Origin of the sequence: Pseudomonas sp. WS 5079 (genome assembly GCF_012985465.1) — a bacterium.
Classification (GTDB): Bacteria; Pseudomonadota; Gammaproteobacteria; order Pseudomonadales; family Pseudomonadaceae; genus Aquipseudomonas.
This window is the reverse complement of record NZ_JAAQWN010000008.1, coordinates 211,472-230,653: the sequence shown is the minus strand read 5'-3', so window position 1 is coordinate 230,653 and position 19,182 is coordinate 211,472. Positions and strand designations below refer to the sequence as shown.

General features: G+C 61.0%; 22 protein-coding genes. 5 read left to right on the top strand and 17 right to left on the bottom strand.

Annotated elements, in window-relative coordinates; genetic code table 11:
* Positions 1–22: 22 nt before the first annotated feature.
* The 7 genes from HBO05_RS21795 to puuE form a co-directional block, all read right to left on the bottom strand.
* Positions 23–391, bottom strand: a complete 369-nt coding sequence (locus HBO05_RS21795) for a hypothetical protein (RefSeq protein WP_169952826.1) — start codon at positions 389–391, stop codon at positions 23–25.
* Between the two features lie 31 nt (positions 392–422).
* Entirely contained in the window at positions 423–1,766 is a 1,344-nt protein-coding gene (locus HBO05_RS21790) for a nucleobase:cation symporter-2 family protein (protein ID WP_172314034.1), read from the bottom strand.
* Between the two features lie 198 nt (positions 1,767–1,964).
* Positions 1,965–3,263 carry a urate hydroxylase PuuD gene (locus HBO05_RS21785; RefSeq protein ID WP_170057016.1) on the bottom strand — a complete coding sequence of 433 codons (1,299 nt, stop codon included), beginning with the start codon at positions 3,261–3,263 and terminating at the stop codon, positions 1,965–1,967.
* A gap of 51 nt (positions 3,264–3,314) precedes the next feature.
* Positions 3,315–3,818 carry an ureidoglycolate lyase gene (locus HBO05_RS21780; protein ID WP_099168728.1) on the bottom strand — a complete coding sequence of 168 codons (504 nt, stop codon included), beginning with the start codon at positions 3,816–3,818 and terminating at the stop codon, positions 3,315–3,317.
* Between the two features lie 120 nt (positions 3,819–3,938).
* Positions 3,939–4,934, bottom strand: a complete 996-nt coding sequence (gene alc / locus HBO05_RS21775) for an allantoicase (protein WP_170042683.1) — start codon at positions 4,932–4,934, stop codon at positions 3,939–3,941.
* Positions 4,935–5,015: 81 nt separating this feature from the next.
* Entirely contained in the window at positions 5,016–5,531 is a 516-nt protein-coding gene (gene uraD, locus HBO05_RS21770) for a 2-oxo-4-hydroxy-4-carboxy-5-ureidoimidazoline decarboxylase (RefSeq protein ID WP_169952822.1), read from the bottom strand.
* A complete protein-coding gene (gene puuE / locus HBO05_RS21765) occupies positions 5,528–6,454 on the bottom strand; it encodes an allantoinase PuuE (RefSeq protein ID WP_170042684.1) in 927 nt (308 codons plus the stop codon). Before puuE ends, uraD begins: the two co-directional genes overlap by 4 nt.
* Positions 6,455–6,861: 407 nt before the next feature.
* Between puuE and uraH the strand changes: the two genes are divergently transcribed.
* Positions 6,862–7,215 carry a hydroxyisourate hydrolase gene (gene uraH / locus HBO05_RS21760; protein ID WP_057440709.1) on the top strand — a complete coding sequence of 118 codons (354 nt, stop codon included), beginning with the start codon at positions 6,862–6,864 and terminating at the stop codon, positions 7,213–7,215.
* A gap of 156 nt (positions 7,216–7,371) precedes the next feature.
* Here uraH and HBO05_RS21755 read toward each other — a convergent pair whose 3' ends face one another.
* The 3 genes from HBO05_RS21755 to HBO05_RS21745 all read right to left on the bottom strand — a co-directional run bounded on the left by HBO05_RS21755 (position 7,372) and on the right by HBO05_RS21745 (position 10,047).
* Entirely contained in the window at positions 7,372–7,998 is a 627-nt protein-coding gene (locus HBO05_RS21755) for a LysE family translocator (protein ID WP_169952818.1), read from the bottom strand.
* Between the two features lie 63 nt (positions 7,999–8,061).
* Positions 8,062–9,393 (bottom strand): NCS2 family permease, encoded by a 1,332-nt coding sequence (locus HBO05_RS21750; RefSeq protein ID WP_178123767.1) that lies wholly within the window; start codon positions 9,391–9,393, stop codon positions 8,062–8,064.
* Positions 9,394–9,615: 222 nt separating this feature from the next.
* Positions 9,616–10,047, bottom strand: a complete 432-nt coding sequence (locus tag HBO05_RS21745) for a MarR family transcriptional regulator (protein WP_169952812.1) — start codon at positions 10,045–10,047, stop codon at positions 9,616–9,618.
* A gap of 81 nt (positions 10,048–10,128) precedes the next feature.
* Here HBO05_RS21745 and HBO05_RS21740 point away from each other — a divergent pair, with 81 nt between their 5' ends.
* A complete protein-coding gene (locus HBO05_RS21740) occupies positions 10,129–11,295 on the top strand; it encodes a PLP-dependent aminotransferase family protein (protein WP_172314030.1) in 1,167 nt (388 codons plus the stop codon).
* A 10-nt stretch (positions 11,296–11,305) separates the two neighbouring features.
* Complete coding sequence (locus tag HBO05_RS21735) at positions 11,306–11,908, top strand: glutathione S-transferase family protein (protein WP_038447277.1); 603 nt, start codon at positions 11,306–11,308, stop codon at positions 11,906–11,908.
* A 122-nt stretch (positions 11,909–12,030) separates the two neighbouring features.
* Here the strand turns inward: HBO05_RS21735 and HBO05_RS21730 are convergent, their stop codons facing one another.
* The 5 genes from HBO05_RS21730 to HBO05_RS21710 all read right to left on the bottom strand — a co-directional run bounded on the left by HBO05_RS21730 (position 12,031) and on the right by HBO05_RS21710 (position 14,805).
* A complete protein-coding gene (locus HBO05_RS21730) occupies positions 12,031–12,402 on the bottom strand; it encodes a glutathione S-transferase N-terminal domain-containing protein (protein ID WP_029300369.1) in 372 nt (123 codons plus the stop codon).
* 102 nt (positions 12,403–12,504) lie between these two features.
* The gene (gene folE / locus HBO05_RS21725) at positions 12,505–13,050 is read right to left on the bottom strand and encodes a GTP cyclohydrolase I FolE (RefSeq protein WP_057440723.1); all 546 of its coding nucleotides are present in this window, start codon (positions 13,048–13,050) and stop codon (positions 12,505–12,507) included.
* Between the two features lie 67 nt (positions 13,051–13,117).
* Positions 13,118–13,675 (bottom strand): Smr/MutS family protein, encoded by a 558-nt coding sequence (locus tag HBO05_RS21720; protein ID WP_169952807.1) that lies wholly within the window; start codon positions 13,673–13,675, stop codon positions 13,118–13,120.
* A gap of 76 nt (positions 13,676–13,751) precedes the next feature.
* Positions 13,752–14,072, bottom strand: a complete 321-nt coding sequence (locus tag HBO05_RS21715) for a hypothetical protein (protein ID WP_169952804.1) — start codon at positions 14,070–14,072, stop codon at positions 13,752–13,754.
* A gap of 142 nt (positions 14,073–14,214) precedes the next feature.
* A complete protein-coding gene (locus tag HBO05_RS21710) occupies positions 14,215–14,805 on the bottom strand; it encodes a cysteine hydrolase family protein (protein ID WP_172314028.1) in 591 nt (196 codons plus the stop codon).
* 239 nt (positions 14,806–15,044) lie between these two features.
* Between HBO05_RS21710 and prmB the strand changes: the two genes are divergently transcribed.
* Positions 15,045–15,953, top strand: a complete 909-nt coding sequence (gene prmB / locus HBO05_RS21705; protein ID WP_169952800.1) for a 50S ribosomal protein L3 N(5)-glutamine methyltransferase — start codon at positions 15,045–15,047, stop codon at positions 15,951–15,953.
* 123 nt (positions 15,954–16,076) lie between these two features.
* On the opposite strand, the gene HBO05_RS21700 is transcribed toward prmB, so the two are convergent.
* On the bottom strand, positions 16,077–16,880 hold the full coding sequence (locus HBO05_RS21700) for a hypothetical protein (protein ID WP_169952798.1): 804 nt from the start codon (positions 16,878–16,880) through the stop codon (positions 16,077–16,079).
* A 100-nt stretch (positions 16,881–16,980) separates the two neighbouring features.
* On the bottom strand, positions 16,981–17,943 hold the full coding sequence (locus tag HBO05_RS21695; RefSeq protein ID WP_169952796.1) for an alpha/beta fold hydrolase: 963 nt from the start codon (positions 17,941–17,943) through the stop codon (positions 16,981–16,983).
* Positions 17,944–18,085: 142 nt separating this feature from the next.
* Here HBO05_RS21695 and aroC point away from each other — a divergent pair, with 142 nt between their 5' ends.
* Positions 18,086–19,177, top strand: a complete 1,092-nt coding sequence (gene aroC / locus HBO05_RS21690) for a chorismate synthase (RefSeq protein ID WP_170042763.1) — start codon at positions 18,086–18,088, stop codon at positions 19,175–19,177.
* Positions 19,178–19,182 lie beyond the last annotated feature (5 nt).

Sequence of the window (19,182 nt, the reverse complement as noted above, 5' to 3'; positions counted from 1 at the left end):
CGGTTGCTCCCGAGCTAAAGTTTTATGGTTTTTCTTCTACGCAGGCGCTCTGGTGTGGCGCCTTTTGGTTCGCTGCAAAAATCGTCTGTTCGGTCAGCTTTAATGCTTTTAGCAAGAGCTGCGCCAAAGTGTTTGAAAAGCCAAAAAATCCCCGCCGGCTACATGGGATGCAGTCGGGTTCAGAGGACTTTTGCGCACTTTGGCAGCAGACATAAGGCCGGGATAAGTTGGCCTTTAAGTCAGCTTTTACATTCGCTGTTTTTTTTTGAGTCGATTCGAGCGGGCGCGGAGAATACTGGCTCCAGAGCCTGTGCTCAAGTGCGCTGTAAAAGAGCGCAGGGGGCGAGAATGGGGCACAGCGTGTGGCCGGCCCCAAGTCTGTGGTGTGCATGTTGATATTCCCTGTTCGAGTAACGAAGGAATCAATGCGTATGGGCGACTGCGGGGCGTTCTGAGCCGCCCAGAATGTTGAACAACACATTCAGCGACAACGCACTAAGCGTGGCCATGGCGATGCCGCTATGGGTAATCGGGCTCATCCACAGGGGCAACTGGGCGAAGAACTCCGGGCGTACCACCGGGATCAGGCCCATGCCGATGCTGACCGCCACCAGCAACTGGTTACGACGGTCGGCAATGTCGGCTTCCTGCAGGATCTTGATCCCGGTCGCTGCCACCATGCCGAACATCGCGATGGCTGCGCCGCCCAGCACCGCAGGAGGAATCGATGCCACCAGAAACGCCGCCTTGGGCAGCAAGCTCAGGACAATCAAAAAGGCCCCGGCCATGATCGTCACCGAACGGCAGCGCACACCGGTCATTTGCACCAGGCCGATGTTCTGGGCGAACGAGGAGTGGGTGAAGGTATTGAAGAACCCGGCAAAGAACGACGCGCCGGCATCGCACAGCAGGCCGCGACGCAGCATCTTCGGGGTGACTTCCTGGCCGGTGATCTTGCCCAGCGCGAGGAACATGCCGGTGGACTCGACAAAGATAATCACCACCACCAGGCACATCGACAGGATTGGCGCCAATTCGAACGTGGGCATGCCGAAGTGCAAAGGCGTGACCACTTGCAGCCACGGCGCCTGTTCCAGGCCGCCGAGGTCGACCATGCCGAGCAATCCACACAAGGCGTAGCCCAGGGCCATGCCGATCAATACCGAGATATTGACCCAGAAGCCGCGCATGAACCGGTTGATCAGCAAGATGGTGGCGAGTACCAGGCCGGCGATGGCCAGGTAGATCGGCGAGCCGAACTGCACGGCAGTGGCGCCGCCGCCTGCCCAGTTCACGGCTACTGGAAACAACGAAAGACCGATGGCCGTGATCACGGTACCGGTCACCAACGGTGGGAAGAAGCGCACCACCTTGGACATGAAGGGCGCGATGAGCATGCCAAAGAACCCGGCGGCGATGGTCGCGCCGAAGATCCCTTGCAGGCCGATACCCGGCATGCCCGCCATGGCGACCATGCTGCCGACGGCGGCAAAACTGGCGCCCATCATCACCGGCATGCGGATGCCCAGCGGGCCGATGCCAGAGGACTGGACCATGGTGGCGATCCCCGCCACCAGCAGGTCGGCGTTGATCAGAAAGGCGATTTCTTCACGGCTCAAGCCTGCGGCTTGCCCGATGATCAGAGGCACGGCCACGGCGCCGCCGTACATCAGCAGTACATGTTGCAGGCCTACCAGGATCAGTTGCAAAAGGGGCAGCCGCACCATGGCGGGTACGGCAGGAATCTGCGGTTCTAACTGGGACATGCAACACCTCGGATCTTTTTTATTTTTGTGTTGTTTGGCAGTCAATTGCCAGGTGAAACCCAATCTTCAAAACACTGCACATTGCAAATGTGGGAGCTGGCTTGCCTGCGATAGCGGTGGTTCATTCACCCCTTCCGGTGCGTGATGCACCGCTATCGCAGGCAAGCCAGCTCCTACAGTTTGATCTGCGCTAATCAGTTAATTGGTACGGGCTCCTTGATTGATCCAACTACCAATCAACTCCCGCTCCTGCTGGGTCATCTGGGTGATGTTGCCCAGCGGCATGATCTGGCTGGCAACCGCCTGCGCCTGGATGCGCGCCGCCTGCTGCTGGATCTGCGCCGGGGTATCGAACATCACCCCGGCCGGCGCGGCACTGAACAGCGGGCTGGTGGGCTTGGCCGAATGGCATACGGTGCAACGTTGTTCAATCACGCTGTGGACCTTGCCGAAATCCGTCGAGGCCTGGGCCGGCGCCGCTTCTGCCGCCGGTGCTGGCGCGGCGGGGGCTGCTGGCTTGAGGCCGCCACCCAGCGCCGTTTCCGGCAATGGCTGGTACTCGATGGCCGCTGGCGCCTTGGCCACGTCCGGTGCGGTAGCCACGGGTTTTGGACCTGTGACATAGGCCAGGCAGATCATCGCCAGGGCGCCGACCGGCAGGGTCCACGCGTATTTCTGGCTGTCGTGACGGGTGTTGAAGTAGTGCCGCACCAACACCGCCGCCACCGCGATCCCGGCCAGGATCAACCAGTTGTACTGGCTGCCGTAGGTGCTGGGGAAGTGGTTGCTGATCATGATGAACAGCACGGGCAGGGTGAAGTAGTTGTTGTGTCGTGAACGCAGCAGGCCCTTGGCCGGCAGTGCCGGGTCTGGCGTGCGGTTTTCTGCAATTGCTGCCACCAGCGCGCGCTGGGCCGGCATGATGATGCGGAACACGTTACCGACCATGATGGTGCCGATGATCGCCCCCACATGCAGGTACGCACCGCGCCCGCTGAACACCTTGCTGAAGCCGTAGGCCGCGCCGATCAACAGGATGAACAGGATAAAACCGAGCAGGGCAGGGCGTTTGCCCAGGGCCGAGTCGCAGAGAAAGGAGTAGATGAACCAGCCAGCGAACAGTGAGCCAATGCCCAGCAACACGCCTTCGGTGCCGCTCAGGCTGCTGCCGGGAGCCAGCAGGTAGAGCGTCGGGTTGAGATAGAACACCACGCAGAGCAGCGCGACGCCTGACATCCAGGTGAAATAGGCTTCCCATTTGAACCAGTGCAGGTTGTCCGGCATGGTCGGCGGGGCCAGTTTGTATTTTTCCAGGTGGTAGATACCGCCACCGTGGATCGCCCATAAATCGCCAGCCAGGCCGTTTTTGGGGTTGACGCGGTTGAGGTTGTTTTCCAGCCATACAAAATAGAAAGACGCACCGATCCAGGCCACGCCAGTGATCATATGAACCCAGCGCACGCTAAGGTTCAGCCATTCCAACAGATGTGCTTCCACAGTCTTTACCTCTCGCCCGTCACCCTTGTTGTCGGGTGATCGGACCTTCTCTTATTGGTGGGGGGCGAGGATCAACCGCTCATCCTCTTTGAAAAAATGCTCATCGCAGTTATTGCCTGTGCCACTGCGATCAACCACCAGGAAGTCATCCCGCTTTTCGATCGTCAGCACCGGGTGGTGCCAGACGCCGCGATGGTAATTAATGCCCTGCCTGCCGTTGGTGACGAAGGCGCGGACCAAGCCTGATACAGGTGCATCGCCAACGGGCGCGACCACGATCAGAAAGGGGTTGCCGAGCAGCGGGATAAAGGCCTGGCTGCCCAGCGGGTGTCTCTCCAGCATGCACACGGTCAGCGGCATGTCCTGCGCGTCGGCGCGGAAGATGCTGATGATGGCGTGGTCTTCTGGCGTGGCGGTTTCTACCGTCGCCAGTTTATGAAAGCGCATGGTCGAGCCGTTGTTGATCATGAAGTGATCGCTGCCGTCGGTTTCGATAACGTCTCCGAAGGGGGCGAAGGCTTCTTTGGTCAAGGGTTCGATCATCAGTGTGCGCATGGCTGTCTTCTTATCCGAGTTCTGTGTTGTCTGGTCTATTGCTATCGCGGGCGAGCCCGCTCCCACAGGGGAATGCATTGCAAATGTGGGAGCGGGTTTGCCCGCGATTGGGTTCACCGCTTACTTAGCGACCTTGCCGAACACCCGCAGGCGGCTCACACCACCATCCGGGAATACGTTGAGGCGGATGTGGGTGATCGGGCCCAGTGCCTTGATCTGCTCGGCAAAGGTGTGTTCGGCGTGCATTTCCAGCTTCTGTGCTGGCAGCAATTCACGCCAGAACAGCGACTGGGTCTCGATCTGGCTGTCGGTACCGCCCTTGACGAACGCGCCCTGGATCGAGCAGGTGTCCGGGTAGTTGCCTTTGAAGTGCAGGGTGTCGACCACCACTTTGTCGATCTCGCCGGCATGCCCCAGCGCGACGATCACCCAATCGTTGCCTGGCGTGCGACGACGGGCAGTTTCCCAGCCATCGCCCATGTTGATGCCACGGCCCGGGTTGAGGATGTTGCCCATGCGCCCGAAGTGTTCGTCGGAACAGGCCAGCGCACGCCCGCCATTGAGGGAGGAGGCCAGGTCCACTTGTTCGTTGTCGCCCACGGCCGACCAGTCGCGGAACGGAATGCCGTACACGCGCAGACGGGCCACGCCACCATCCGGGTAGATGTTGAAGCGCAGGTGGCTGAACGCCTGGTCGTTATTGATCTCGTGGAAGTGATGGCTATTGCCCTGCAATTCCACGGCAGACAGTACTTCGACCCACTGGGTGTTGGCATCGGGTTCGCCCGCAGCCAGGAAGCAGCCTTCCAGGGACGCCGATGGCGGGAAGTTGCCGGTGAAGAATGAAGTGTCGATGTCCACGCCCTTGATCGAGCCCGGTACGCCCAGGCGGATCACCGCGCTGTCGAAGCCTTCGAAGCGCTTGCGGCGTGACTCCCAGCCGTCCATCCACTTGCCGTTATCATCGAAAACGCCCTCCTTCCATACGGCCGGGGTCGGCTGGAACAGTCGGTTGGCGTCGGCGAACCAGTCATCGGTCACTGAGATGATCTTGGTGCCCAGGCGGGCGTCGGCCAGGTTGACGAACTTTTCGAAAGGTACGGCGTAAGCTTTCATTCTTCTTGTCTGCCTTAGATAGAGTGGCTTGGGATGCTTGCCAGGCCCTGGGCGTTGATCGATACGCTCGGGCCAGGTTTGCTAAAGGGTCAGTAATCGGAACAACGCGATCTTGTTGATCTCTGCCAGCGCGCACTTGAACTCGGTGTCGACCGGGTGGTGGATGCGCGTTTCAAACGCTTTGAGGATCTGATGCCGGTTGCTGCCTTTTACCGCCATGATGAAGGGAAACTTGAACTTGGCCTTGTAGGCATCGTTCAGCTCGGTGAAGCGTGAGAACTCTTCGGCCGTGCATTGGTGAATCCCCGCGCCAGCTTGCTCATCGGTGCTGGCTTGGGTGAGTTGGCCCTGGACGGCCGCACGGCCTGCCAGGTCCGGGTGAGCGTTGATCAGGGCCAGTTGGCTTGGATGATCAGCACTCAACAGGATGTCGCTCATGCGCTGGTGCAGGGTTTCGATCTGGTCGATCGAGGCGTCCTGGCCCAGGTCGAAGGCCTTTTCGGCCACCCATGGCGAATGTTCGTAGATGTCGGCGAAGGCTGCGACGAATTCGTCGCGGCTCAGGGTCGACGGTTTCAAGGTCTGGAAAGCAGTCATTTGGCGGCTCCCTGGAAAGGGTGGACGTCGTGCCAGTGGCGGGCAATGTCGACACGGCGGGCGAACCACACCTGGTCATGACCCTTGGCGTATTCGATAAAGCGCTTGAGGGCAGCCAGGCGCGCCGGGCGGCCGATCAAGCGGCAATGCAGGCCGATGGAGAGCATCTTCGGCGCCTCGGCCCCTTCGGCATACAACACATCGAAGGCGTCCTTGAGGTACTCGAAAAAGTCGTCGCCCTTGTTGAAACCCTGGACCTGGGTGAAGCGCATGTCGTTGGTGTCCAGGGTGTAGGGGATCACCAGGTGCGGCTTGCCGGTCGGGTTGTTGGGTTCCCAGTAGGGCAGGTCGTCGTCATAGGTGTCGCAGTCATACAGAAAGCCACCTTCCTCCATCACCAGCCGCCGCGTATTGGGGCCGGTGCGCCCGGTGTACCAGCCCAGTGGGCGCTCGCCGGTCAGCTCGGTGAGGATGCGGATGGCTTCGAGCATATGCTCGCGCTCCTGGGCCTCGTCCATGTATTGGTAGTCGATCCAGCGGTAGCCGTGGCTGCAGATCTCGTGGCCGGCGGCGACCATCGAACGGATCACGTCGGGGTGGCGCTGGGCGGCCATGGCCACGGCGAAGATGGTCAGCGGAATGTCGAATTCCTTGAACAGCTTGAGGATGCGCCACACGCCCGCACGGCTGCCGTATTCGTACAGCGACTCCATGCTCATGTTGCGTGCGCCTTGCAGCGGCTGGGCCGAGACCATTTCCGAGAGGAAGGCTTCCGACTCTTTGTCGCCGTGCAGGATATTGCGCTCACCGCCTTCTTCGTAATTGAGTACGAACGACAGGGCGATACGCGCCTTGCCTGGCCAGTGTGGATGCACAGGGTTACTGCCGTAACCGATCAGGTCGCGTGGGTAGTCAGCGCTCACTGCAGTCTTCCTTCTTGTTCGTGATCGATGGTGTGGCGGCTGTTGCGTCACAGCGATGGGCTGATTGTATACAACTTAATGGGCACTTTGTAAGCCTGTATTTCTGCATTTTTTCCAGACGGTCGCACCGGCCTATCCTTGCAAGAAACTTGCCCGACTGGTCAACTAAAATATGCGAACTCACCTGTAGGATGCGTCTTGCCAGCGATTGCATTCTTGCTGCTGCCCTATCTGCGGCTGATATACCGTCATCGTCGGCAAGCCGGCTCCGGCAGGGGGAGAGGGTGGTTGTTGAATTTATTGTGTACAATTTTTTTGAAAAGTGTCTTAATCAGCCATTGCCGGCTTTTTCAGTGCCCCACAAAGGTGCGGCCTCTTATTAATCGATGACACGGGAGCTCCGATCCATGGGACGACTGACCACACACGTACTGGACGCCGCGCACGGCTGCCCAGGCAGCGCCATCAAGGTTGAACTGTACCGCGTCGAAGGCGCGCAGCTGGAACTGGTTGCCAGCACCTTGACCAACAGCGATGGCCGTTGCGACGCGCCGCTGCTGCAAGGTGATGACTACCGCAGTGGCGTCTATCAGCTGCAATTCAGCGCCGGGGATTACTACCGCGCCCGTGGCGTGCAATTGCCCCAGCCGGCGTTCCTGGATGTGGTGGTGCTGCGTTTTGGCATCAGCGCCGAACAGGATCACTACCACGTGCCCTTGCTGATTTCGCCCTACAGCTACTCCACCTATCGCGGTAGCTGAGTCGTCACCTGGCTTCACACCCCCAAATGCTCTTCGTTGGTTTCGCCCGCTCACACTGCGGGCTTTTTTTTGCCCGCAAAAAGGCGGGTCATGAGCCAATGCCAGCGAACAAGAGGAGCCATTGTGGGAGCTCGACAGTTCCCACAGGGTTATGTGTTAGCCCTTGAGCAGCGACGCTGCCCCGGCGCTGCCAAACAGCCCGGCACTGAAGCGATTGAACCAGCTCTGGCCCTTACCGGTGCGCAGGTAGCGCGCGGCACCATGGGCACCCAGGCCATAGGCCAGCTTGCACAGCAGGTCCAGCACGGTCCAGGTGGCGATCATGATCAGCAGTTGTGGCAGGAACGGCTGTTGGCTGCTGAGAAACTGCGGCAGGAAGGCCGCAAAAAACAGAATGTCCTTGGGATTGCTGGCGCCCAGCACAAACGCCCGGCCAAACAGTGCACGAAAACGTGGCACGGGCGCTGCCTCCGGCACCACGGCGCCCTGGGACGGCAGGCGCGATTGCTGCCAGCTCTGCCAGGCAAGGTAGAACAGGTACAGCGCACCGACGATCTTCAGCGCGCTGAACAACTGCTCCGACGCCAGCAACAGTGCGCCCAGGCCCAGGGCCGAGGCGCTCAACAGGCAGATCGAGGCAAACACCCCACCCAGAAACGCCGGATACGAACGGCGCAGGCCGTAGTTCAGGCTGTTGCTGATCATCAGCAGCGACAGCGGCCCCGGAATCAGGATCACGATCAAAGCAGCGCCGCTGAACAGCAGCCAGGTTTCCACGCTCATTACATTCCTCCATACATGCAAAAGCCCCACCCGCAGGTGAGGCGGTTTTCGCCAGCTTGCGCGTTACAGGAACACAAACTTGGCGATAAAAATCGCGCACAGCACCCACAGGCTGATAGAAATCTGCTGATACTTGCCCGTGCCGGCCTTGAGCGCCACGTAGGTGATAAAGCCCAGGGCGATGCCGTCGGCAACCGAGAAGGTCAGAGGCATCATGATTGCCGTGACAATCGCCGGAATGCTGTCGGTGGCGTCGTCCCACTCGATATGGGCCATGCCGCTCATCATCAGCATCGCCACATAAATCAACGCACCGGCCGTGGCATACGCAGGAATCATGCCCGCCAGCGGGGCGAAAAACATCGCCGCCACAAACAGCACGCCCACGGTCACGGCCGTCAACCCGGTGCGCCCGCCGGCCGCCACGCCGGCGGCGCTTTCCACATAACTGGTGACGGGGGGCACACCGACCACTGCGCCAAACACACTGGAGGCGCTGTCGGCTTTCAAGGCCCGGGAGAGGTTTTCGATCTTGCCGTCGGCATTCACCAGGCCTGCGCGCTGGGCGACGCCCATCAGGGTGCCGGCGGTGTCGAACATGTGCACAAACAGGAAGGCGAACACCACGCTGATCATGCTGACGTTGAACACGCCCATCACGTCCATCGCCATCCAGGTCGGCGCCAGGCTCGGCGGGGCGGCAACGATGCCCTGGTAATGCACCAGGCCCAGGCCCCAGCCGGCCAGGGTGACGGTGATGATGCTGATCAGGATGGCGCCGAACACCCGGTGATAGCTGAGGATCGCGATCAGCAGGAAGCACACGGCCGCCAACAGCGGGGCCGGTTCATGCAGGGAGCCGAGCTTGATCAGGGTTGCGGGGCTGGCAACGATGATGCCGGCGGTTTTCAGGCCGATCACCCCCAGGAACAGGCCTACCCCCGCGCCCATGGCGTGGCGCAGGCTCACCGGAATGCTATTGAGCAGCCATTCGCGGATGCGCGACAGCGTCAGGATCATGAACAGCACGCCGGAGATAAATACCGCACCCAGCGCGGTCTCCCAGGTGTAGCCCATGGTGCCGACCACGGTGTAGGTAAAGAACGCATTCAAACCCATGCCCGGCGCCAGGCCTACAGGCCAGTTGGCATACAGGCCCATCAACAGGCAGCCGAGGGCTGCGGCGATACAGGTCGCGACAAAGGCGGCGCCGTGGTCGATGCCGGCGTCGGCCATGATGTTGGGGTTGACGAAGATGATGTAGGCCATGGTGATGAATGTGGTGAGGCCGGCGATCAATTCGGTCTTCACTGTGGTGCCATGCAAGCTGAGTTTGAACAGGCGCTCCAGCCAGCCCTGTTTGGTGGTTGAAAGGTCGGGCGGACTGAGGTCCAGGGTCGGGGCGTCGGATTTATGGCTTTCCACAGCAAGTACTCCTCAAGAGTTTTATTGTTATTTCCAGCGCCGGACACATGAGTGGGCAGCGGCGCTTTGAGGTACCAGCGGGCTTTGTTGACCAGTAGGTCAGGAACTCGCACGAAGCGAATTATGCTTTTGTATACAAAGAAAGCAAATAATGTTTGCGATTATGTGTGCAAAAAAGATGAAAGGCCAATTTCAGGGCAGGGTCAGGGCCTTGTTCACCGCCAGCCAGCCATTCACGGCGTCCTCGCCGGCCTCGGCAAAGGCGCGCTGCAGCAGCTTGACTTGCTCACGACGCAGGGCGTGTTCGAAGCGCTGGCCCTCTTCGGTCAAGTGCAGCAGGCGCTTACGTTTGTCGGTGGTCGAGGCCGTGCTGTCGACCAGGTGCATTTCCTGCAATTGGCGCAGCGGCATATTCAGCGCTTGCTTGCTTACCCCCAGCAACTCCAACAGTTGCTTGACGCTCAAGGCGGGGTAGCGGGCGATAAAAAACACGATGCGCTGATGCACCCGGCTCAAGCCCCGGCGTTCGAGCATTTCGTCGGCCTTGGCGGTAAAGGCCTGGTAGCCGAAGAAGAACGCTTCCATGGCGGCTTGCTGCGAGGTCTGGTTTTTAAGGTCAAGCATATTGACGTATCTACCTGGGGCGTCGTAATTTCGGTCAACCAGTTTGACGTATTTTCCCCAGCCTTTGCTACCGGTGACCTTATGGCTTTCTCTGAACGTGTTTCGCGCCTTAAAAGCTCCTTGATCCGTGAGATCCTCGCGGCGGCCCAACGCCCGCAGGTGATGTCATTTGCCGGTGGCCTGCCAGCCGAAGCCATGCTGCCGGCGCTGGATTGGCAAGGCATGCCGCCTGCCATGGGCCAGTACGGCATGAGCGAAGGCGAGCCGCAATTGCGCGAATTGCTGGCGGCCGAGGCGCGGGCGCTGGGGGTGGCCTGTGATGCCAGCCAGGTCCTGGTGGTCAGCGGTTCGCAGCAAACCCTGGACCTGGCGGCCAAGCTGTATATCGACCGAGGCACGCAGATCCTTCTGGAAGGCCCGACCTACCTGGCCGCCTTGCAGATCTTCCAACTGTTCGGTGCCCATTGCCTGAGCGTGGAACTGGAAGCCGACGGCCCGAACCTGGCGGCGCTGCGCAGCAGCCTGGAACGTCATCGCCCGGCGTTCATCTACCTGATCCCGACCTTCCAGAACCCCTCGGCCGTGCGCTATAGCCAAGCCAAGCGCGATGCGGTGGCGGCGCTGCTCGATGAGTTCGGCGTGACCCTGATCGAAGACGAGCCCTATCGCGAGCTGACCTTCGACGGTGGCAGTGCGCGGCCGATTGTCAGCCAGTTGCGCAAGGCCAGCTGGATCTACACCGGCACCGTGTCCAAAACCCTGCTCCCGGGATTGCGGGTCGGCTATCTGATCGCCAGCCCCGACCTGTTCCCCCCTCTGCTCAAGCTCAAGCAGTCGGCGGACCTGCACACCAACCGCGTTGGCCAGTGGCAGGCCATGCAGTGGATCGGCACCGAGCGCTACCAGCAGCACATGGGGCAACTGCGCAGTTTTTATCGTGAGCGCCGCGATGGGTTCCAACTGGCGCTGACCCGGCATTTCCAGGACTTGGCCGACTGGCAAGTGCCCCAGGGTGGATTATTCTTCTGGCTGACCTTGAAACAGCCCCTGGATACCCGCACCTTGTTGGCACAAGCGCTGGACCAGGACGTGGCGTTCATGCCCGGTGAACCGTTCTTTGCCGAGCCGGACCAGCACCACGGGCACCTGCGGCTCAATTTCAGCCACATCGACCCGGCGCGCCTGGACGAAGGTCTCAAGCGTCTCGCGGCGGTGATCCGTCAAGCACAGCGCGCGCAAGCGGCATAAGGGGAGCTTCATGTACAAGGTTTATGGCGATTACCGCTCGGGCAACTGCTACAAGGTCAAGTTGATGCTCAACCTGCTCGGCATCGCGTATGAGTGGGTGAATGTCGATATCTTGAACGGCGACACACAGACCGCCGAGTTCCTGGCGAAGAACCCCAACGGCAAGATCCCGGTCCTGGAGCTCGAAGACGGCACCTGCCTATGGGAATCCAACGCGATCCTCAACTTCCTCGCCGACGGCAGCGAATTCCTGCCCAGCGAACCGCGCCTGCGTACCCAAGTGTTGCAGTGGCAGTTTTTCGAGCAGTACAGCCACGAGCCGTACATCGCGGTGGCACGGTTTATCCAGTTTTACCTGGGGCTGCCGGAAGATCGGCTGGAGGAATACAAGACCACCCACAAAGGCGGCTACAAGGCCCTGCGGGTCATGGAAAAACAGCTGCAGGCCACGCCATACCTGGTGGGCGACCAGTATTCGATCGCCGATATTGCGCTATATGCCTACACCCACGTGGCCCATGAGGGTGGTTTTGACCTGAGCCCTTATCCGGCCGTACAAGCCTGGCTTGCCCGCGTGGCCAGCCATCCGCGGCATGTGCCGATGCTCGACTGATAGGCGCGATCTAAATGTAGGAGCGGGCTTGCCCGCGATAGCGCAGGCTCAGTTGATGAATAACTGGCTGATACACCGCTTTCGCGAGCAAGCCCGTTCCCACATTTGGACTGTGTTTGCTGTCAGATCGCGGCGAAGCGCTTGTCCAGGTAATCGATGATCACCTTGGAGTCATACATCCAGGTGGTCTGGCCGTTTTCTTCGATACGCAGGCACGGCACCTTGATCTTGCCGCCTTGGGTAAGCAGCGTCTGGCGGTCTTGCTCGTTGTTCTTCGCATCCTTGAGCGCCACCGGCACATTGAGGCGGTGCAGGGTGCGGCGGGTCTTCACGCAGAACGGGCAGGCATGGAATTGATACAGGGTCAGGCCCTTGGCCGCTTCATTGACCTGCGCCTGTTGCTCGGCGGGGCGCTGTTTTTTCCGCGGGCGGGTAAGGAAGTCGCCCGCGATGATGACGTGGCCGAGGCCCACTCGAAGTGCTTTGACGAACATGGCTGAAACCTCTTGCCCATGACAGAAGGGGCCGCAGCTTACCTGATTTCTATAGGCGAAAAAAAACCGGCGATGAATGCCGGTTTTTTCTGACGCAGCCTGTTACTTGATCAGGCTGAGGAACTCGCTGCGGGTCGCCGCGTTTTCGCGGAACTCGCCCAGCATCACCGAGGTGATCATCGACGAATTCTGTTTCTCCACACCGCGCATCATCATGCACATGTGCTTGGCCTCGATCACCACCGCAACGCCCAGGGCACCGGTCACCTGCTGGACCGCTTCGGCGATCTGGCGGCTGAGGTTTTCCTGGATCTGCAGGCGACGGGCATACATATCGACGATCCGCGCGACCTTCGACAGGCCCAGGACCTTGCCGCTGGGGATATAGGCGACATGGGCCTTGCCGATGAACGGCAGCAGGTGGTGTTCGCACAGCGAGTACAACTCGATGTCCTTGACCAGCACCATTTCACTGTTGTCGGAGCTGAACAGGGCACCGTTGGTGACCTCTTCCAGTGTCTGCTCATAGCCGCGGCAAAGGTACTGCATGGCCTTGGCGGCACGTTTTGGCGTGTCGAGCAGGCCCTCGCGGGAAACGTCCTCGCCGATTTGGCCGAGGATCGCTGTGTAATTCTGTTCCAGGGACATGAAACTACCTGTGGGATTTTCGCAAAGTGCAAGGGTACGGTGGCCGGCAGATCGCTGCAAGCTTGGGTTACTCGTCACGCCCTTCGAGCATCGTGCGCTTGAGCATCACATACACCGCCCCGGCACCGCCGTGGCGTGGTTGGCAGGAGGTGAAGCCGAGCACCTGGGGATGCTGGCGCAACCAGGTATTGACGTGGCTCTTGATCATCGGGCGCTTGCCGTCCAGGCGCACGGCTTTGCCGTGGGTCACGCGCACGCAGCGGATTTCGAATTTGGTGGCTTCGGCGAGGAAGGCCCACAGGGTTTCCCGGGCCTTTTCCACGGTCATGCCGTGCAGGTCGAGGCTGCCCTCGAAGGGGATCTGCCCGGCCTTGAGCTTGCGCACCTGGCTTTCCTGGACCCCATCGCGGGACCACATCAAATCGTCTTCGGGGCCTACGTCAATCACGAACTGGTCCGACAGACCGTCCACCGTGGTGGCGTCAGTGCGCACCGTGGCCGCCTGGCGCAGCTTGGCGATCTGCGCGCGGTCGGCCTTGGGTTTGCCGGTGTCGGCGCGGTCGTGCTTGATCGGCTTGACGCCGCGCAGCTCGTTCTTGAACAGGGAAAAATCGTCGTCTTGCATGTCAGCCTCCGCGCAGGGCGGGCAGTTTACCCAAATCGAGGCGGTTGATGCGGGACAAAACGCTATCAGTGTTCCCTCAATCGTGCTTTTTCATCAGGTGCGAAGCAATGTTCAGTGCCAGGGGCTGGCGCATACGGCGTCGGCAACGGCGCCACAACCAGACACCCAGCCACAGGATCAACAGCCCGCTGCCCAGCAGCACGGCGGCACCGCCCGGGCTGGCATTCAGTTCGCCCAGCGCGGGCGAGTGGCCCAACAGGCCGGCACCACCGGCCAACGCAAGCAGTAAGCCAAACAACGCGAGCAACGCGGCAAATGCCACGCCCAGGCGCAGACGCCAGTTGCTCGGGCCCTTGGGGCGCAAGCGACGAGCGTCAAAACCATCGGATATCTTCATTCCGACCTTTCCTCCAGGGTATCGGCCCTTCGACCGGAAGATAAACAACTTGTTCCGGGCTGGGAGGCAATTGCGGTAAATGACAGGCTTTAGCGGATGAGCGGGGCCGTTGCGGTGGCCGCGCCGCTCATCGACAGGGCGATCAGATCAGATCTTGGGTCAGGGCGAGGGTGGCGAAGTTGTCGGCCATGATGGCCATTTCGGTCTGCTGGACATGTTCGGCGCTGAGGATGCCGCCTTTGTAAGGCAGGTCACGGGTGGCGCAGGCGTCTTCGACCAGGGTGCAGCGAAAGCCCAGGTTCTTCGCCGCGCGCACGGTGGTGCTGACGCTGGAGTGGCTCATGAAGCCGCAGACGATCAGGTCCAGGGAGCCCAGGTCCTGCAGGGTTTTTTCCAGGAGCGTGCCGTGGAAAGCGCTGGGCAGCAGCTTGCCGATGATGGTTTCGTCAGCTTGCGGCTCCAGGCCGGGGATGAACTCGCCGCGCTCGCCCTGGGGGTCGAACAGGCCACCAACGGTGCCCAAGTGGCGGACATGCACGATGGGCCGCCCGGCCCTGCGTGCGGCAGCGCTCAGTTGCTTGATATTTTCTACGGCGGCGTCCATGCCTGACAGGGCGAGCGGGCCGCTCAAATATTCTTTCTGGGCATCGATGATCACAAGGGTCGCGTGGCTCAAATTGGCCGGTGCGTAACCGCGACCGCTGAGTTGAAACATCGTCTTTGGAACGGACATTCTGGGGCTCCTGTGAGTGGGGCTTTTGCGACATTGTCCTCTGGCTGAGCGGTTCTGTGAATCGCTACTAACGTAAGGTGCGCCGTTGTTGGCCTACAGCCATGTCAAGAGGGACTGCGGTGTAACAGAAAAACCTTGAATCAGGTTAAATCCGACGTGTCGCAAAGGTTTTTCATACATCGTCCGTACAGCTTAAGGCTGTTAGAATTGCCAGTCGTTTTTTCCTGGAGCTTGCCCCCGTGATCACTTCCCGCCTGCGCACCTTGCGCGACCATATCCGTTGGGCTGTCAGCCGTTTCCATGGGGAAGACCTGTTTTTTGGCCATGGTACCGACAATGCCTGGGACGAAGCCCGGCAATTGGTGTTGGGTGCGCTGCACCTGCCTTGGGAAATTGCCGACAGCTATCTGGACTGTAACCTCGAAGAAGAAGAGATTTCCCACGTACAGCGCCTGCTGCATCGGCGTATCCACGAGCGTGTGCCCACCGCCTACCTGTTGAAAGAGGCCTGGTTCTGCGGCATGTCGTTTATTGTCGACGAGCGTGTGCTGATCCCGCGCTCCCCGATTGGCGAGTTGATCGAAAACCGTTTCGAACCCTGGCTGGCCCAGCCACCGGCGCGCATCCTCGACTTGTGCACCGGTTCCGGTTGCATCGGCATCGCCTGTGCCTACGAGTTCCAGGAAGCCGAAGTGGTGCTGGGGGACTTGTCCTTCGAAGCGCTGGAAGTGGCCAACCAGAACATCGAGCGCCATGGCGTCGACGAGCGCGTGTACACCGTGCAGGGTGACGGCTTCGACGGTTTGCCCGGCCAGCGCTTCGACCTGATTGTGTCCAACCCGCCGTATGTCGATGCCGAAGACTTTGCCGACATGCCCGACGAATACCAGCACGAGCCCGAGTTGGGCCTGGCCTGCGGTGACGACGGCTTGAACCTGGTGCGCCGGATGTTGGCCGAGGCGGCCGACCATCTGAGCGAGAAGGGTTTGCTGATTGTCGAGGTGGGCAACAGCCAGGTGCACGTTGAAGCGCTGTACCCGGAAGTGGATTTTGCCTGGCTGGAGTTCCAGAACGGTGGCCATGGCGTGTTCATGCTGACGGCGCAGCAGTGCCGGGAGCATCAGGCGGTGTTTGCCTCCAGGGTCTAACCCGGTCCATGTAGGAGCTGGCTTGCCAGCGATGGCATCAACTCGGTGTGGCTGATACACCGAGTCGTCCGCATCGCAGGCAAGCCAGCTCCTACATTTGGTTTGATCAGTTAAAGCGTGTTGTCAGCGGTGCGTCGCAATCCAGATCAACAGCCCCGCCTGGAACACGGTGAACGCCACCAGGCAGGTGATGGTGAAACGCAGGCCGCTGTCCTCGCGCTTGAACTTGATGACCTTTTCTTCTTCGTGGCGCAGCTTCACTTCCTGCTCCGCCAGGTTCTGCTCAGCCTGTTGCAGCATCTGCGCGGCTTCGAGGATTTCCACGAACTGCACCTTCTCGGTGTTCCAGCTGTCCAGCACTTCGCTGACCTTGCCCGGCTGCACATGCCCCTTCAGATGCTGGACATCGGCATAGGCCACATCAAATCCCTGGATCCGCAAAAAGTGGTCGCGGCGCAGGCGGGTGGCTTCGTTCAATGCATCCTTGTTCGCCAGGTCCACGCCGTCGACGCGATAGTGCGACCACTTCTTTTTCGCCCATGCGGCACCCTGGGCCACCAGGAAGCGGCCCAGGCCTCGGTTGGCCGGCTCGATTTCCAGGCTGTTGCCCGGGCCAAAATGCACGCGGTGGGTGGCGTGGTCGACCCACACGTCCAGGTGATTCTGTTCGCGTCGCACCCGTTGGGCGGGTAATTGGATGACCATGCGCAGCAGGCTGTGGTCCTTGTTGTTGCGCTCGGCATAGCCAAATTGCACAAAGCGCAACGGTCGGGCGCCGGTGGCGCGGTCGGTGGCCAAGGGTGCCAGGCGCAGCATCTTGAAGTGTTCGGCCTCAACCTCTGCCCACGGCAGCGCAGCCGCAGCCGCCGCTTCGGTGTCGGCGGTGGTTTCGGCGGGAGGTTGTGGTACTGCTTCGGTGTTCGTCATTCGGCGCGATCCTGTCCAAGCCCAGCAAGTCGACAGGCTTTTTGCTGTCGACCCTGTGCTTATCGGCCGTTTTCTCCAGGACTGGAGGGGCAATAGTCGCTTATCGGGGGCGAAGTCCGTCGATAAAGCCAACCAGGCGCCTGCCCAGCGCATCGGCGAGGGGCAACTGCGGGTCGTTGTAGGAGCTCAATTGCTGTTTCACATCGTTGGGTACGATGCGCATCACGTGATTCATGCCGGGGATCACCGCCAGTTCTGCGTCGGGTTTGGCCTGCTTGAGCCTTTCGGCATCGGCCACTCCCACTTGCAGGTCGGTGGTGCCCTGGACGATCAGGGCCGGCATCGTCAAGCGGGCGAACGCCGCTGCGGGGTCGGCACGAAACAGGCTGATCAGGTATGGCTGCACGCTGGGACGGAAAATCCCTTGCAGCGGGCCTGGCACATCGGCATCCACCTGGCCGGCCTTGAGTCGATCAAGGATTTGGTTGCTGCGCAGCAGCAGGGCCGGCGGCATGTGATCTGCCAGTTGCTGGCGAATCACCTGGTCTACCGGGCGGGCACTGCCGGACAGGGAGATCACCCCGGCAGGCTCGAGTTCAGGGGCGGCGAGGGCAGCCACCAAGGCGCCCTCACTGTGGCCCAGTACCACCAGGGGCCCGAAACGTGGATCGGCCTTGAGCAATTGGCCCCAGGCCACCGCGTCGGCGACATAGGCGTCCAGGGTCAGGTTGCGCTCGTCGGGTGTGGCCTTGAGGCTGGCGGCCACGCCGCGTTTGTCGTAGCGCACGCTGGCAATGTTATGCCGGGCCAGGACCAAGGCCAGGCGCTTGAGGCTGTCGTTGCGTGCGCCTTCGGCGCTGTTGCCGTTGCGGTCGGTGGGGCCGGAGCCGGCGATGATCAGCACCACGGGCACCGGTTTGTCAGATTGGGGTAGCAACAGAGAGCCAAACAACTCGCCGCTGCCGGTGTCCAGGCTGATGGGGCGTTGCAGCACCACAGGGCTGGCGGCGTGGGCGACGGTACAGAACAGGGTGAGGGTGAACAGCAAAACTCGCAGCATCATCGCGCCATCATGAGGAAGGTGCCGGTTGGACCAACGTCTACCGGGAAGGTTTCGAGGATGAACTACTGGGTGAGCCTGCGTATACTGGCGCGCTTAGTTATCACGGTTGAGTTGATTCAACTGATTTCACGGAGCGCTCTGCATGTCCGGCAATACCTACGGCAAGCTGTTCACTGTCACCACCGCGGGCGAAAGCCATGGCCCGGCGTTGGTCGCCATTGTCGACGGCTGCCCGCCCGGCCTTGAGCTGTCCCTGGACGACCTGCAGCGCGACCTCGACCGCCGCAAGCCTGGCACCAGCCGCCACACCACCCAGCGCCAGGAGCCCGACGAAGTCGAAATCCTCTCCGGCGTGTTCGAAGGCCGCACCACCGGCTGCGCCATTGGCCTGCTGATCCGCAACACCGACCAGAAGTCCAAGGACTACTCGGCAATCAAGGATCTGTTCCGCCCGGCCCACGCCGACTACACCTACCACCATAAATACGGCGAGCGCGACTACCGTGGCGGTGGCCGCAGTTCGGCGCGGGAAACCGCAATGCGCGTGGCCGCCGGGGCCATTGCCAAGAAGTACCTGGCAACCCAGGGCATTGTGATCCGTGGCTACATGAGCCAGTTGGGCCCGATCGAAATCCCGTTCAAGAGCTGGGACAGCGTGCAAGACAACGCCTTCTTCAGCCCCGACCCGGACAAGGTGCCGGAGCTGGAGGCCTATATGGACCAGCTGCGCCGTGACCAGGATTCGGTGGGTGCAAAGATCACCGTGGTCGCCGAAGGGGTGATGCCGGGCCTGGGCGAGCCGATTTTCGACCGCCTGGACGCTGAACTGGCCCACGCGCTGATGAGCATCAACGCGGTCAAGGGCGTGGAAATCGGCGCCGGTTTCGCCTGCGTGGCCCAGCGCGGCACCGAGCACCGCGATGAGCTGACCCCAGAAGGTTTTGTCAGCAACAATGCGGGCGGCATTCTTGGCGGCATCTCGTCCGGCCAGCCGATTGTGGCGCACCTGGCGCTCAAGCCGACGTCGAGCATCACCACGCCGGGGCGCTCCATTGATGTGCATGGCAACCCGGTGGACGTGATCACCAAGGGCCGCCATGACCCGTGCGTTGGCATCCGCGCCACGCCGATTGCCGAGGCAATGATGGCCATTGTGCTGATGGATCACCTGCTGCGGCACCGTGGGCAGAATGCCGATGTGCGTGTAAGTACCCCGGTACTGGGCCAGCTGTGACGGTC